This is a genomic window from Arachidicoccus ginsenosidivorans, from assembly GCF_007971385.1.
In the GTDB taxonomy this organism is placed as follows: domain Bacteria; phylum Bacteroidota; class Bacteroidia; order Chitinophagales; family Chitinophagaceae; genus Arachidicoccus; species Arachidicoccus ginsenosidivorans.
Map to the genome: position 1 here is coordinate 1,142,177 of NZ_CP042434.1, position 14,097 is coordinate 1,156,273.

Below are 14,097 nucleotides of genomic sequence, written 5' to 3' on the forward strand. Positions count from 1 at the left end.
TTAAAATGAAAAAACAAAGTTGAATATATGAATATATCTATAATTCCTTTTTACTCCCTTAAACGCCCCTACCAGATTACAGAGATAACTCTCTTTCTGTATCTGTATGGTCAAATCCTTCCTCCCCCGCATGATGGCTATGATCTTCAATCATCTGACCAATGAAAATCGCCGTCAGGTTGGCAAAGATATATGCCTGAATTGCTGTCACCAAAAGCTCGATCAGCATCGAGAATACAGATAAAGCGACAGAAATAACAGAGAAGCTACCGCCAATCCATACATTAAGGTTTGCAAAAATAAAGATTAACAACACAAAACAGGCTATAACGATATGTCCGGCCAACATGTTGGCAAAAAGACGGATCATTAAGGCAATGGGCTTGATGATCAATGATATCAGTTCAATGGGCACCAGGATAAATTTAACCGCTGTCGGCATACCGGGTGGGTTAAACAGGTGTCCCCAAAAATGCTTCTTACTGGTAAATAACATAACAACAAATGCAATCACCGCCAGGCAGCAAGTTACGGCAATATTCCCGGTCAGATTGGCACCGCCTGGGATCAGGCCTAACATATTAGCGATCCATATAAAAAAGAAAATTGTCAGGATCAAAGGCATAAAGCGCTTATAATCTTTTCCTAGATTAGGTATTGCCACTTCATCTCTGATAAAAACAACACAAGCCTCCACTGCATTCTGCATTCCGGAGGGTGCCTTATCAGGTCCATTTTCTTTATATTTCTTAGAAACCCTTAAAAAGAGGATCAAAATCAGGATCACCGCCAAAAACATTGCGACAACGTTTTTAGTCAATGAGATATCATAAATTTTAGATCCGTCCAGTGCTTCTACCTTGCCATCTTTATTTAGCTGATAACCATTGTATGCAGCATGCCCATGCTCAAACCTGGACGACATAAAGGTTGAAAGGCCATTTGTTGGGCTATAAATGATCACCGGAAGGGGTATCGTAACCGGATTTTCGCCAATAGAAAACAAATGCCAGTCGTGTGCATCCTGGATATGAGAAAAGATCTCATGAGAGATATCCATTTTACCTGCTTCATGAGTTGGTTGAGCAGTTGCTTCCGCCACAGGTTCTGCTGCTTGTTCTGCTGCTGGTTCAGCTGCCCTCACCTGAAAGGAAAACAGGGTCAAAATAACGCTGAAAGAGAGTGCCCACAATAGTTTCACCGATTTAGATGCCATACCTATGCTAAATTTTCGGCAAAGATAACACGTTGCAACCATATAACGGGCGTTTGAAGGCAAAAAATTTGGCGGATTTTCTTCTATATAACTAAATATTATAATACATCAACTGTTAACGCTTCAATAATGTTTCAACATCTAAATTTATCCGCCAAAACCGGTTAAAATACTAACAGAAATAATGATCAACACCAGTAAAGTGATCACCACATACATCCGGTCATGCTCCTTGTTGAAAGCCCAAAGTGAAAAAACCACCCGAGTTAATGGGGTTGCGATAAGCAGTAATATCCCAAGTTCTATAATAGACAGACCATCTCCATGCAATACGCCTGTTAGGGTCTCTTTAATAAGAGCCAGCAGATTTTCATCTTTTTCAATAAAAGTGTTGTGCTGGACGCTGATGTGCTGTCCCTTTGCTGTCAGGTATATAATACCTCCGATCACCGCTACCGTTAAGGCAAGATAGACTCCCCAGCGGAGGATCTGTCCTATGATCAGTGAGATATCTTTATCTTTTATCGTTTTACTACTCATTTATGGAAGATTATGCATCAATTCTTTTTCTATATCTGTCCTGTTACGCCTTTATAAATCATATCCAGCGCCACCATTAATATGAATATGGAAAAGCCAAAGCGCAATTTGGCGGTGTTGGATTGTAAAAGGATTTTAGAGCCTCCAATCGCACCAAGCAATACGCCAATCATGACCGGCATACATAAAGCGGGTTGAATATAGCCGTTTTGCAAATAGATAAAAGCGCCTGCAGTGGCAGTGACCCCAATCATAAAATTGCTGGTGGTGGTAGACACTTTAAAAGGCACCCGCATGATATTATCCATGGCGATTACTTTCATGGCGCCCGCTCCGATGCCTAGCAGGCCAGAAATAACACCTGCCAGCATCATCATAAAAATCCCCCCACTACATTTTTCACGCCGTATTTAACAAGTCTGCCATCCTCCCCAGGATACGTGCCGCTCAATTTAAATTTCTGCCCCATCTTACTACAAACATTTGCTGCGAGTGCGGGCCGCTTGCGCAGGGAATTCACTGCAGATAATATAAGTATTACACCAAAAAGAACCGCTACTATCGGGGTAGGGATCAACCGGGAAGCGACCAGCAGTGCCCCAAATACAGCACCTATGGTCGTGGCAATTTCCAAAAACATACCCATTCTTAAATTAGTAACTCCTTCTTTTACATAGGCTGCGGCAGATCCTGAGGAAGTTGCGATGACCGCCACCAGGGCTGTCCCAATCGCATAATGAAAATCTACACCCAGGTAAGTTAAAAGGGGAATGATGATTACACCACCGCCCAGTCCTGTTAATGAACCCAGTAGACCAGCCAGGACTGATCCAATAAATAATAGTAACGTAAAAGTAAGTGTCGTCATATCAAATAAAACTAAGTGGCGGTCAATAGAGGATATATGGCAAAATTACAGCCCACTAGTAAACTAATTTTCCATAGTGAATTGCCATAAACTGAGTGCCTTTGAACAGAACTTATCTGAATATGCTATTTTTTAAACAGAAAACACGAAGTTTGCCAGATAATTGTGACTCAACAAAAATGTTTGGAATGGCGAAAAAGACCCTTTGTTTTGATTTTGGCAACAGCCGCTTAAAATGTGCACTGCTGCATGGCGCAGAAGTAAAGGAAGAACGTTTTATGGAGGGAACTGCCGCAGAAATGGAGGCATTACTTCAGGAATTTAAACCTGACCGCACCATTTTGGCATCGGTCATCCATCATGATCCAGACCTGGAAAAAATACTGGAAGACTACGGTCATTTTATAAAAATTGGTCCGGACAGCACCTTTCCCATCACGGTACCCTCTGGACAAGCCAAAACAGTGGGCGCAGACCGTTGGGCAATGCTTATGGCTGCCAAAGAAAGGTTTCCCGGCCAGCACAATCTGGTCATCGGCCTCGGATCTTGCATCACCTTTAACTTTCTGGATAAATTTGATAGGTTCCTGGGTGGATCTATCAGTCCCGGGCTGATGATGCGACTTAAATCTCTCAAAGATTATACGGCTGGTTTGCCCTTGGTAAAACCGGATTGGAATTTTCCTTTGGTCGGTTATGATACAAAAACCAATATACTCAGTGGAGTTATCCTTGGTATGGCCGCAGAAATAGATGGGATTATTGACCTATATAAAGCAAAATATAGCAAACTCAATATTATGATTACCGGCGGCGATATACAGTTTTTCGTCCCGCATCTAAAAAACACTTTAATCAGTGATCCCTATTTGATTTATAAAGGGTTGTACTATATCAGTCAGCAAGGGGCTTAAATGCAAGTGCCCTCTGAATACTTTTACTTGCATCTTATTTTTCCGTCAGCGCATACTTTGATAAGGCTGTATTGGAACTGATCGTATAGCGGTTGGTGTTGACAGGGAGCCATGAAGACCACCATATTATAGTTGGTCATCAATTGTAACCCAGTAAGTTTAACGTACTTTTAACCGGTCGGGGTAAAGCTATTTTTGTCCCGCACCTTAAAAAATAGATATTTGCAGACCCCTGTTTACATCACACAGGGGTATTATATCTTATTCGTATATAAAATGCTTAGAACAAACAAGTATCTATTACTTTTGGTATTGGTATGCTTTATCCATAAGGCGCATAGCCAGATCAATTCTCCTTTTTCTCGTTACGGTATCGGAGTTGATCATGCAAGCCAGAATCCCCGCTATCTGGGTATCGGTGGCATGAGTGCAGCCTTTAGTGATCAACAAGCGCTAAACACAAGCAATCCTGCCAGTTATGGTGATTTGCACACCATAGGGCCCGCTGGTGGTCTGGCCACTTTTGATCTTGGCTTTGACATCAGCTCTCATAACCTGAAAAGCCTGGATCCGGTAGGTACCTATAAGTCCAATAATTTCAGACCTTCTTATTTTTCAATGGGTTTACCCATCGCTAAAAGCGGATTGGGGCTGGTATTTGGTTTAAAATCGCTCACAGATATTAATTACAATATTAAAGAACAGGATGCACTGCCCATTAATGGTTATCCGGATTCTGTTCGCAATTACAATACACTATATAACGGATCCGGGGGCTTAAACCAAGTCTTTTTAGGACTCGGCAAAAGAATCGGCCATTTATCGGTGGGTGTGAATCTGGGTTATGACTTTGGAAAAAGAAGTACTTCCACCCAGACAGCCTTTGATTCCTCCGCTGCATTGGATCCTACAGAGGCGGCCACGCAAGGTTCCATCTATAATGTCCGTAAAGCGCTGGGCGGCTTTGTCTGGGAAGGTGGGGTTCAATATGAAATCCCTTTATCCACCAAAACGGATCCAGAGACTAAAATAAAGACGACTTCCAGTCTGACTATTGGCGCCACACTTTCTACGAGTCAAAAGCTGACCAGTAAAACAAATACAACCTTTTTTAAATATTATGCCAGCGATCCGGATAATCCCATTGGTCAGGATACGGTCCAGTCCACTGGAGAGATCAAAGGCAAAGTAACTTTACCCAGCAGTTACAAAGTGGGACTTATGTATAACAACTATATGGAGAATATTGACCGCTGGGGCGTAGGTGCAGAATATAACAGCACCAGCTGGACAGGTTATAAGGAAGACGGCGTAGCAGAACAGGCTTATGCGGACAGCTATATGATCAGAGGCGGGGTATATTTCCGGCCGAACCCTTTAAGAGGTAAAAGTATGTTCTCCAGAGCCAGATATAGTGCGGGATTTTACACAGGAAAAGATAAATTGGTCTTTGATGGCAAACAATATAAAATTCAAGCTGTAACTTTGGGCATGGACTTTATGCTCCGTAACTATGTACGGACTTCCAGGCAGTATAGTCAGATTAACACAGCACTTGAGTTTGGACGCAGAGGCTCCGATGAGAACAATGTTTCTGAGAGTTTTATTAAATTCTCTATTGGGTTCTCTCTGAGTGACTTCTGGTTCACCAAGAGAAGATATTAATAAGATCAAACAGATATGTTGTCTTTCACGTTAAAACATTTACGTAAAAGTTGCTGCCTGCTCTTAGCAGGCAGTTTGCTTCTTGCTGGTTGTGAAAATGACATCAATGAGGTCAAAGCACTCAGTAATCATGGTTATAATACAGAAGAAGCAACTGGTGTCACCAGTTACTTAAGTATAGGTGGTAAGGTTAAGGCTAAATTAACCGCTCCGCTTATGATCTCTACTGAAATGGATACGACTCGAATGATCTTTCCAAAGTCTTTGTTTGTCGTCTTCTATGATGATTCTACCAGCTTGCCTACCAGCTTTGTTACTGCTAAATACGGGGTTTATTATAAACGGCTAAATAAGGTCAAACTCAGGGATTCAGTTATGGCCTATACCATTGCCGGAGATACACTGACCACCAGTGAATTATGGTGGGATCAAAATACAGAGTTGATTTACAGTGACAGCCCTACTGTTCTTAAGCAAACACAGACCTATGGGTATTTACCAGGAAAAAACGGCTTCCATGCCAAACAGGATTTTAGCGAATTTGTGATGCTTAATACCAATAATGGCATTATGGAAGTTGACCAGAATGTGGGCGGCGCTACAAGTGCTGCTCAGACACAGCCAACACCCGCTGACAGTTCTGGTGCCCAGGCCACTCAAACAACGTCACCGGCCGGTCCACCAACCGGGTCGCCATCCGGAGCAGGGACCGCACCTGTTAATAAAGCAAAAGACTCTGCAACCATTTCTGGTTCTAAAACCAATACCCATCCCAAACCATCTACTAAAAAGTAGTAAAGGTGCGTCAAATCTGGCAAAAGTCAGCTAATACAAAGAATAACACACTGAATAGCAAAAGATTAGATTTTCCTATAAAAAACAATCCGGTTACTTTTCTGCTTCAATTGATTTGCATAATTTAGCTTATTCAAAAAAATTACCTTAATTTCAACCCTATGAGTCAGTTAAGTGCGCTAATAGGCATATTGATTACGCTTTTATTAATCTTGTTTTTTGCAGGGATGGAAGCCGCTTTCCTGACAGCGAACCGGTTGAATATTGAGCTGAAAAAAAAGCAGGGGTCCAGTGAAGGCTTGTTGTCTTCGCGTTTTGCAGATAATCCAACTACTTTTATTGGTACCAGTATCTTCGGCGCACTGCTTTGCCTGGTGGTCTATGGACTCTTCTTTAATGAGTTTTTTAACCAGCTTTTCTGGGCCAAGACCAGTTTTCACAATGAGAATCTGCAAATGGTCCTCAACACGATTATCTCTACCATCTTTGTGGCTTTCTTCGGTCGGTTTTTAGCCAGACTGTTTTTTAATCGCAATGACAAACTCTTTCATTCACTGCTTTCTATTTTCAGTATTTTCTATTCGCTGTTCAATAATATTATCCGCATCTTTATCAGTTTTTCCGGCGGTATCCTTAAATATCTGTTTAACGTGCGGTTAAAACCGGAAAAACAACCCTTTGGCCGGATGCAGGTAGAGCATCTTTTCCAACAGGCTAAGGACTCAGATGAAATGGGTAGTCAGGATCTGAATACCTATCTTTTCGAAAATGCATTAACACTACCTAATATCAAAATAAGGCAGTGTCTGGTGCCCAGAACAGAGATTATCGGGGTAGAACTCCATACCAGTATAGAGGCTTTACGCCAGTCCTTTATCAAACATATCATGAGCAAACTGGTGGTCTATGAAGGCTCCATTGACAATATCATTGGCTATGTCACTCAACAGGGCTTATTCACACGTCCAACCAGCATTGAACAAATCCTGATGCCGACCTTTACCGTTCCGGAAAGCATGAGTATTATTGATCTGCTAACCAGATTTTCCAAAGAGCGTAAAAGCCTGGCATGGGTGGTAGATGAATTTGGCGGTACAGCCGGTATTATTACCGTGGAAAATATTCTCTCCGAACTTTTCGGAGAAATGCAACATGAATCCGACAAAGAAGCCTTTGTAGAACAAAAAGTGGCTGAAAATGAATATATCTTCTCCGGAAGGCTGGAACTCGAATACCTTAATGAGAAATATGATTTTGAATTCCCGGAAAACAATTCCGAAACTTTATCCGGTTATATTATTAAGGAAAACAAGGACATCCCTAAGCAAAAAGAACGCATTATTGTTGATAACTTTGAGTTTGATATTATTAGCGTTACAGACACCCGCATCGGTATGGTGAAAATGCGGATTCTGAGATAGAGATAGCGCAATCGAAACAGGAAGCTGGGAAGACCTCCCCCACCTTAAATTCGCATTAAATCAATTATTTAGCTTACCCGTTTATAAGCCTATCAGGGGTGCAGAAACTTTCCTGCACCCCTGATAGGTTTATATATTCACAATACTTATACTTATACTGACGCTGATTCTGTATCTGACGCTAATTGCGGGTACCACAAATCAGGTCAATCATGGGATTTAAATCAAAAGCATTGCCTAAAACAAAGTTTTTAATTTTCTACTTAAAGCGTCCATGGTGAGATTCTTGGCAATGATCTTGCCGGAGCGGTCTACCAATACATTTTGTGGCAATAGCACCACGCCATACATGCGGCCGACTTTAGAATTCCAGAATCTGAGATCAGATACCTGTGGCCAGCTTAGGTTATCTTCTTTGATGGCATCCAGCCAATCTTGCTTTTCACCGGGTTTGTCCAAGGACACGCCTAAAATTTCCATTCCCTGGCTTTTATATTGATTGTACAGTTTAACCAAGGTGGCATTTTGCGCCCTGCATGGCCCGCACCAGCTGGCCCAGAAGTTAATCAATACATATTTACCCGCATAATCAGACAAAGCGATGGTTTGTCCATCAGGATTACTTTCTGTAAAATCAGGTGCCTGGCTGCCTACTGGTGTCAGTTTGGCAAACCGAATCAAGGTCTCCATCCGTCTGCCATCAGGTGACTGTCTGAGTCCCTCAGGTAGCAGGTTAAATAATTTTAGTGTCTCATCTGGCTTTTCGATCAGCGCCCCTGAAAATTGCTGCAAGGCAAAAAATGCGATGGGTGAATTCGGGTTTTTCCGGATATAATCTGCGTAAACGGTCTCTTTAAGGCGGGTCTGTAAGTTATCAATTTGCTGTTGGGTGTTTTCAAGCGCTGTATTGTTGCCCGCTTTTTGCTCAGCAGCGGCTCTTTGCATCAGGCTGGCTGCCTGAGATTCCAGCGGCTTTGCCGCTGCTCTTAATTTATCAAATTCAATATTGGATTTGGAGCCTGTAATACTGGCATTGGCAAATGAGTCCACACTTTTGATTTCCATCACGGCAGGATCTGCAAAAAAGGTAATAATATCACGGCTCATAGAAGGTTTTACCTTTTGTTTTGCATCATAACCTGCCCGAAGCTCTATACGGGTCGGTTGATGAATCATTCCCTGAATTAAGAATCGATTGCCCGCCACATTTGCGCTGTCAATTATATTATGACCACTGGATGCGTAAGAGATATAGACTTTCTCAACTTTGGGCGAAACGCCTCTGAGTGTACCTTGTATGGTAAAATTGTCTTGTGCCAAAGAATATAGTGGTGCTGCCATAAGCAGCATCAGGCCCACATTTTTTATTGTTTTCATTCATTTGAATTTTAATTATTTATGCTCTTTTCTAAGAACCTTACAAACAAAAATAAGGACTTATGGAAGAAATCAGAAATATATCCTTTTGGACACCACAATTAGGGATAAAGTTTATAGTCATTTTCATAAAATTTTAGGGTGTTTTTAGGATACCCGCCCTCAGTATGAGGGCGTTTTATCATTGCCACATAGATTATAAGCAGCGATTATCTAACCAAACTTCAAAAACGAAGATATTATCCTTAAATTTGACAACCAAGTTGTAAATTTCACTCCGAGTGATCTATTACGAATAAAACAATGGGAGACAAGTTTTTTTATAATAACAACAATTTTAGTAAAGTACAATAGCCGCTTTTTCGGATGAAACCCCAGTTACTCAAAATATCCAGTAATCCTGCCTTTTCTTTCCAGGTCCGCCACGACCGGGTTCCTTACTTTTATGATAAATGGCACTATCACCCGGAAGTGGAGCTCGTTTATATTATGAAGGGCACAGGAACGCAGTTCATCGGCAATGATATTGACCGGTTTCAACCAGGCGATATGATTATGGTGGGCGCCAATCTGCCGCATTTATGGCGTTGCGATCAACAATACTATGAAGGCAAGGAAGGACGTCTGGCAGAATCTGCCGTACTGCATTTTGCACCCCAGGCGCTTGGTGAGCCATTCTGGCAGATGCCAGAAAACAAGGCATTTCATGAACTGCTGGAAAGGGCAAGATTAGGTGTTGTGATTGAGGGGGCGGCCAAAAAAGCCATTGTTCGCTATATGAAGCAGCTTGAATCTGCCAGTGAACATGGCAGAACTATTTTATTGTTGCAGATTCTGGAAGCGGCGACCAATCAGGAGGAGACAAAAACCATCCTCTCTCCTACCACCCATAAGGAAGACTTTCATGATAAGGCGGAGTCTGAAAGAATGAACCGGATTTATCAGTTTATTTTTAATAATTTTCAGCAGAAGATTTCACTCGAGGATATTGCCGGCGTGGCCCATATCAGTCCGCATTCCTTTTGCCGTTTTTTCAAATCCAAGACTAAAAAAAGTTTTTCCACCTTTTTAACAGAGGTTCGTATCCATCATGCCTGCAAATTACTGGCAGAGACCGATCATCCAGTCTCTGATATTTGTTACGAGAGTGGTTTTAATAATTTCTCCAATTTCAACAGGCATTTTAAACTATTAAAACACAAATCCCCGCTTCAGCATCGCCAGCAATACCAGCAACCTAAAAAGGGGATTTCTTAATTAAAAAACGTTAGAAAAAGCTAAAGTAGCTCATCAATAGTGGTTTGTAAAGGACTTTATCGGAGTAGGTAACGATTTAGTAATGGTGCTTACAACATTTCTTTTCTTCTAATTTCCTTGTAAATCAGATGCTAAATTACAAAAAAAATAGGATTGGAGTTTAATCCAATCCTATTTTTCGTCCTGCTCATCCATTTTTCGTATGATAGCATCTTTAAGCGAATCAAGAAACTTGGTTCTGTTTATTTTTCTGTTTCTTATCTCAAGGTACGTATGGTAAAAATCACCCAAATCAATTTCAAAAACATTTTCAAAATATGTAGCGATAGCTTTAATGTCAGCCTTTCCCATATTAAAAACAGCATAAGATTGTAACGCATAGATCAATTCTATTAAGGCTGTTTTACTTCCCGTCCATTGTATCTCATCTTTCCAATTTCGCTGTTCGCAATTCCTATATGTTTGTTTAAATTCAATAACTGATTCTCTATATAAACTTGAATTAAATCATTTGCAAGAATTTTTGACACTTTAAAATCGTGTGAAGTAGAAAACCTAGAATCTGATTCAAAATAGTATGAGTCAAGGGTGTATTTAATATCATAATTACCTCTGATAAAGTATTTATCGTCCATGTACGAACTGTTGGTCCGATAGTACTTATAAAAATCAAGGTTATTATCGAAGAACATCTTTAAACGCAGGTCAAAAAACGAGTTGAAAAACGTTTGGTCAGGATATCCAGTTCTTCTTTGAAGACAAACCCATAATTGTCGGAAACATAGAGCAGCGTTAAATGCTCCCCATACAAACGGTCATCTTTGAGCCGCTCCACCAGCATCGGGAAAACGGTATTGATCCCATCGCTGTCGGCAACGAAGACAAGGTGTTTATCCGTGGTTTCTTTTACCTTTTGCATCTCTTTAAAATTTGATAATGCAAAGGACGTAAGCTTTTTTGGGTTGATTTTTTAGATATCTAAAAAAATGAGGAAGAGAAGATATTTTTTTTAACAATTAAGGGAGGATTTTGCTGAGTTTTTGCAAAATCCTCCCTTAAAAATAATGGTATTATCTTAGGCTATTTGGCAGCTAAAATGTCCAATTTTTCAATAGACGGAGGTGTTGCCAATAGGTCTGGTGCATTTTCCATTAATGCTTTTGCGATCTTACCGCTAAGGTGTGCCTCTCTGCCTTCTTCGTTTGAAAAAGTATCGTAAATACCGAAGGTAGAAGCATCAATACGGAATGCATACCACGTAACGGTACCGGCTTCTTCAAGAGCAAGCGGTAATGCTCCTGTAATAAAATCTTCAACGTTTTTTTCTTGGCCGGCCTTTGCTTCCAACCGAACTAACAATCCTAATTTTTTCATTGTTTTTATTTTTTCGTTAAACAATTCTTCAATCAGACAAAATTAGAAAAAACCAGCGCTGCTTCGTTTATTAGTTTGGTTCAATAAGTTATGAAAAGAGGTCAATTTGAGTGGATGTGGTTGGGGCTATACCCAAATTCATTTTTAAAGGCTGCACTAAAATTTGACAAGCTGCCATAGCCAAAGTCCATAAAAATTTCGGAAGGTGTGACTTGGTTATTATGTAACAATTCTTTGGCCTTGTTAAGCCGTTTTTGCCGAAACCATTTCCCTGGAGATTTCTGGTATATACTTATAAATTTTCTCTTAAAAGTAGAGGCACTCATATTGCACAGAAAGGCTATTTCGTCAATATTCAAGTTCGTATAAAGGTTCTTTTCAATTACCATTTTAAATGATAATTCTCTTTCATTGATTAGTAAATAATGTAAGTAATCTAAAAATACCGTCCCATATTTATCCGCCAGATAAAGCATTATTTCTTCAAATTTCAGTTCCAAAATCTTTTGAGAGATAGATTGTTGCAAACCAAAAATCTGTTGGAGCGAATGAATATAATGGATGATAAAATTGTCTTTCTCTAAGAGGAAATAAGGTATATCCTTTATCTTTTTATCTGAGGCATTCTGACTGAAAGAATGGGAATGTTTCAATAAAAAATCGGTGATGTTTTTGTGAGAAAAGAAGAAGAGTAAACAACGGTATGAACTTACACCTACCAGTTCGGTAACCAAAACATTATTAGATGTGATAAGTAACGATTGTGTTTCATTGATTGAAATGATATCATTAGAAAAGTGAATGTTTTTTTGACCATCCAATAAGAAACTGAATACATTTTTATTCAGGCCAATCTTGTTTCTGGAACCGTTCTTATACACTTCGTAATTGAAAATTTGCAAATCCGAAGTATGAGTTTCGTTATGTTTCCATAGATCTTCGGGAAGGTTTGTAATGTCCATCGTCAAAATTAAATTGATTTTTTACGGAGTGTTCTTTGGTTGTGTCATTAAGAAATTCGTTCCAAAAGCGATTTTAGCCATTTGAGTTTTTTCTTGCTGTAAGGAGGTACTTGATAACGCCTTACCACCTGACGAATAGATAAGCTCAAAAAGCTGTTGCTTTCTTTCATCCATCTTTTTCGGGAATATTTCAAAAAGTTTTTCCGAAACCTTTTCTGCAAAGCTATCTAAACTTGTAAGGTCTTCTTTAGAAATATCCCAAAAACCTGCGGGAAGCCGAATCTAATCTCATCTTTTCCAAAATCTGTGCCGTTCTATCCGAGCAGGTATTTGGCACCGAGCAAGGTAAGACATACCATAAAAAGCCTTGTTTGCTTTTTGAAAATATACCGCCTTGCTTTTTTATCCAGATTAAATAATTCGGCTACCAATGGTTCCTGATCTGTACAGCTAAACATAATGTCCACTCTTCCATCGGGAAAAATAATGACTTCTTTATCTTCATTGGTATGATTGGCACATAGCAGGAAACTCTCCACAAAACCGGAGAGCCGTTCGTCAGGAACAATTTTTATGTACTCAAAATCTTGCATCGTTTTTATGTGCATCTGACCTGGGAAGAAATATTGGACATTCTTAATCAACCTGTCAGATGAATTATATATGCAAAACTAACAAAATAAAAAAACAGTCTAAAATACACCACCACACCCGGCAAATGCTGAGTGTGGTGGTGTAAGATTTTACCATTAATGAGGTCGTATGGGCTGTTACAACTTATAGATTTCTTTTAATGCTTCTTTCAATGCCAAAGGTTTTCTTCCCAAAAGGTTTTCCAGATCGTTTGTTACCTCTTCAAACTGGTGGTTTTTCTGATCTTCGGCAAAACCGGCGGTTAGTAAAATGGCAAATTCGGGAACGCCAAACTGCTTTAGTTTTTCGGTAAACTCTGTTGGGTCGGCATTGGTGTAAGAAACCGATTTGCCTGATAATTCCGAAAGAGCCTGAGCTACATCGGTGTACGAATACAGTTCGCTGCCTGTAATTTCATAGGTTTTATTTTCGTGTCCGTCCTGCAACAAAACATTGGCAACAGCTTCTCCCATTTCCCTGCGGAGGGCAAACGGTGCTTTACCATCACCGGCAGGCAGGTAAATTCCGGCTTCAAAAACGTGCTCTCCCACATACATCGGTATCACATCGGTGTACAACGCATTGTGGAGAAACGTATAAACAAGGCCGCTTTCCTTGATGGCATCTTCTGTTTCGAAATGGCTTGCCATCAACCATTTGATAGCGGATGTGCTCAGATCTTTTAGCGAAACACCAGTGTAAACAATATGTTGTACACCCGCTTTTTTGGCAACTTCTACTACGGCTTTTTGCTGTTCGCCCCTGTTTTGAGCTACCGTTGAAATCAGTAAAAGTTTGTCTATTCCTGCAAAGGCTTTTTCCAGCGATGCGGGATCGTCAAAATCGCCAATGCGTACCTGTACACCCTTATCTTTCAATGCCTTTGCTTTTTCCTCGCTTCTCGCCAATGCAACAAAGTTCTCTGTTGAGGTATGTTTTAACAACTGGTCTATTACCGCTGTTCCCAAATGCCCTGTGGCTCCCGTTACTAAAATCATTTTTTCTATTTGTTTACTATTTTCTAATGTGACAAAGTTACCTATATTTGCTATACATTCTATATGAATATACGATT

The 14,097-nt window shown here is 40.2% G+C and carries 16 protein-coding genes and 1 pseudogene; 5 read left to right on the forward strand and 12 right to left on the reverse strand.

Annotation, left to right across the window (positions count from 1 at the left end; translation table 11 throughout):
* Window positions 1-76: 76 nt before the first annotated feature.
* From atpB to FSB73_RS26310, 4 genes are all read right to left on the reverse strand, one after another.
* Window positions 77-1,216 (reverse strand): F0F1 ATP synthase subunit A, encoded by a 1,140-nt coding sequence (gene atpB, locus FSB73_RS04575; RefSeq protein ID WP_146780321.1) that lies wholly within the window; start codon window positions 1,214-1,216, stop codon window positions 77-79.
* Between the two features lie 147 nt (window positions 1,217-1,363).
* Window positions 1,364-1,756 carry a DUF1634 domain-containing protein gene (locus FSB73_RS04580; RefSeq protein WP_146780322.1) on the reverse strand — a complete coding sequence of 131 codons (393 nt, stop codon included), beginning with the start codon at window positions 1,754-1,756 and terminating at the stop codon, window positions 1,364-1,366.
* 29 nt (window positions 1,757-1,785) lie between these two features.
* A complete protein-coding gene (locus FSB73_RS26305) occupies window positions 1,786-2,133 on the reverse strand; it encodes a sulfite exporter TauE/SafE family protein (protein ID WP_262712495.1) in 348 nt (115 codons plus the stop codon).
* A complete protein-coding gene (locus FSB73_RS26310) occupies window positions 2,130-2,624 on the reverse strand; it encodes a sulfite exporter TauE/SafE family protein (protein WP_262712496.1) in 495 nt (164 codons plus the stop codon). Before FSB73_RS26310 ends, FSB73_RS26305 begins: the two co-directional genes overlap by 4 nt.
* Window positions 2,625-2,812: 188 nt before the next feature.
* Here FSB73_RS26310 and FSB73_RS04590 point away from each other — a divergent pair, with 188 nt between their 5' ends.
* The 4 genes from FSB73_RS04590 (at window position 2,813) to FSB73_RS04605 (ending at window position 7,419) form a co-directional block, all read left to right on the forward strand.
* Window positions 2,813-3,538 (forward strand): type III pantothenate kinase, encoded by a 726-nt coding sequence (locus FSB73_RS04590; RefSeq protein ID WP_146780323.1) that lies wholly within the window; start codon window positions 2,813-2,815, stop codon window positions 3,536-3,538.
* A 276-nt stretch (window positions 3,539-3,814) separates the two neighbouring features.
* The gene (locus FSB73_RS04595) at window positions 3,815-5,203 is read left to right on the forward strand and encodes a hypothetical protein (RefSeq protein ID WP_146780324.1); all 1,389 of its coding nucleotides are present in this window, start codon (window positions 3,815-3,817) and stop codon (window positions 5,201-5,203) included.
* A gap of 15 nt (window positions 5,204-5,218) precedes the next feature.
* Entirely contained in the window at window positions 5,219-5,998 is a 780-nt protein-coding gene (lptC, locus tag FSB73_RS04600; RefSeq protein WP_146780325.1) for an LPS export ABC transporter periplasmic protein LptC, read from the forward strand.
* Between the two features lie 161 nt (window positions 5,999-6,159).
* Entirely contained in the window at window positions 6,160-7,419 is a 1,260-nt protein-coding gene (locus tag FSB73_RS04605; RefSeq protein WP_146780326.1) for a hemolysin family protein, read from the forward strand.
* A gap of 237 nt (window positions 7,420-7,656) precedes the next feature.
* On the opposite strand, the gene FSB73_RS04610 is transcribed toward FSB73_RS04605, so the two are convergent.
* Window positions 7,657-8,796 (reverse strand): TlpA disulfide reductase family protein, encoded by a 1,140-nt coding sequence (locus tag FSB73_RS04610; protein WP_146780327.1) that lies wholly within the window; start codon window positions 8,794-8,796, stop codon window positions 7,657-7,659.
* Window positions 8,797-9,162: 366 nt separating this feature from the next.
* Here FSB73_RS04610 and FSB73_RS04615 point away from each other — a divergent pair, with 366 nt between their 5' ends.
* A complete protein-coding gene (locus FSB73_RS04615) occupies window positions 9,163-10,053 on the forward strand; it encodes an AraC family transcriptional regulator (RefSeq protein WP_146780328.1) in 891 nt (296 codons plus the stop codon).
* A gap of 171 nt (window positions 10,054-10,224) precedes the next feature.
* On the opposite strand, the pseudogene FSB73_RS27425 reads toward FSB73_RS04615, so the two are convergent.
* The 7 genes and pseudogenes from FSB73_RS27425 to FSB73_RS04645 form a co-directional block, all read right to left on the reverse strand.
* Window positions 10,225-10,745, reverse strand: a pseudogene (locus FSB73_RS27425) (RteC domain-containing protein).
* 2 nt (window positions 10,746-10,747) lie between these two features.
* Window positions 10,748-10,972 carry a hypothetical protein gene (locus FSB73_RS04625; RefSeq protein WP_146780329.1) on the reverse strand — a complete coding sequence of 75 codons (225 nt, stop codon included), beginning with the start codon at window positions 10,970-10,972 and terminating at the stop codon, window positions 10,748-10,750.
* A 161-nt stretch (window positions 10,973-11,133) separates the two neighbouring features.
* A complete protein-coding gene (locus FSB73_RS04630; RefSeq protein WP_146780330.1) occupies window positions 11,134-11,427 on the reverse strand; it encodes a putative quinol monooxygenase in 294 nt (97 codons plus the stop codon).
* Between the two features lie 101 nt (window positions 11,428-11,528).
* The gene (locus tag FSB73_RS04635) at window positions 11,529-12,389 is read right to left on the reverse strand and encodes a helix-turn-helix domain-containing protein (protein WP_146780331.1); all 861 of its coding nucleotides are present in this window, start codon (window positions 12,387-12,389) and stop codon (window positions 11,529-11,531) included.
* Between the two features lie 21 nt (window positions 12,390-12,410).
* Window positions 12,411-12,563, reverse strand: coding sequence for a hypothetical protein (locus tag FSB73_RS23200; RefSeq protein ID WP_158639418.1), 153 nt, complete (start codon window positions 12,561-12,563; stop codon window positions 12,411-12,413).
* A 140-nt stretch (window positions 12,564-12,703) separates the two neighbouring features.
* On the reverse strand, window positions 12,704-12,982 hold the full coding sequence (locus FSB73_RS04640) for a hypothetical protein (RefSeq protein WP_146780332.1): 279 nt from the start codon (window positions 12,980-12,982) through the stop codon (window positions 12,704-12,706).
* Window positions 12,983-13,159: 177 nt separating this feature from the next.
* Complete coding sequence (locus FSB73_RS04645; RefSeq protein ID WP_146780333.1) at window positions 13,160-14,020, reverse strand: SDR family oxidoreductase; 861 nt, start codon at window positions 14,018-14,020, stop codon at window positions 13,160-13,162.
* Between the last annotated feature and the right edge of the window lie 77 nt (window positions 14,021-14,097).